Source organism: Burkholderia sp. 9779_493 (assembly GCF_015712215.1).
Classification (GTDB): domain Bacteria; phylum Pseudomonadota; class Gammaproteobacteria; order Burkholderiales; family Burkholderiaceae; genus Burkholderia; species Burkholderia cenocepacia.
Genome location: NZ_JACCQA010000109.1, coordinates 1 through 462, shown reverse-complemented (window position 1 = coordinate 462; position 462 = coordinate 1). Strand labels below are relative to the sequence as shown.

Annotated in this window: 2 tRNA genes; both read right to left on the bottom strand. The window is 52.4% G+C overall.

Annotated features, from left to right (window positions below):
• Positions 1–174: 174 nt before the first annotated feature.
• Positions 175–250, bottom strand: a tRNA-Ala gene (locus tag H0X95_RS35710).
• A 92-nt stretch (positions 251–342) separates the two neighbouring features.
• Positions 343–419: transfer RNA gene (locus H0X95_RS35705), tRNA-Ile, on the bottom strand.
• Positions 420–462: the final 43 nt, after the last annotated feature.

The following is a 462-nucleotide window of genomic DNA, read 5'->3' as shown; positions in this document are numbered from 1 at the left end:
ACAACCCGGATAGTTTCCACGTCCATCTCAAGACGCTTCCGCTATCCAAATTACTTACTTCTTCCAGATTGTTAAAGAACGACAGCCGATATCTGTTGATATCCTCTGACTGGCTCAATCGCCAATGCAAAATTCTCGGTTCAGTGTCTGAACCAAGCCCTTAGCGTTGGTGATTGGTGGAGGCAGACGGGATCGAACCGACGACCCCCTGCTTGCAAAGCAGGTGCTCTCCCAGCTGAGCTATGCCCCCATGTACAGATTTGCCTCAGGTGTACCTACAGCCTGCCGGCATGGGCTGCTCGTAAGCGCTAAAGCGCTAACGATCACCGACACGTCAGACAATGGTGGGTCTGGTTGGATTCGAACCAACGACCCCCGCCTTATCAAGACGGTGCTCTAACCGACTGAGCTACAGACCCCTGAGTCTGTCTTTAATTTACAGCCGATAAGCGTGAGCGCTCA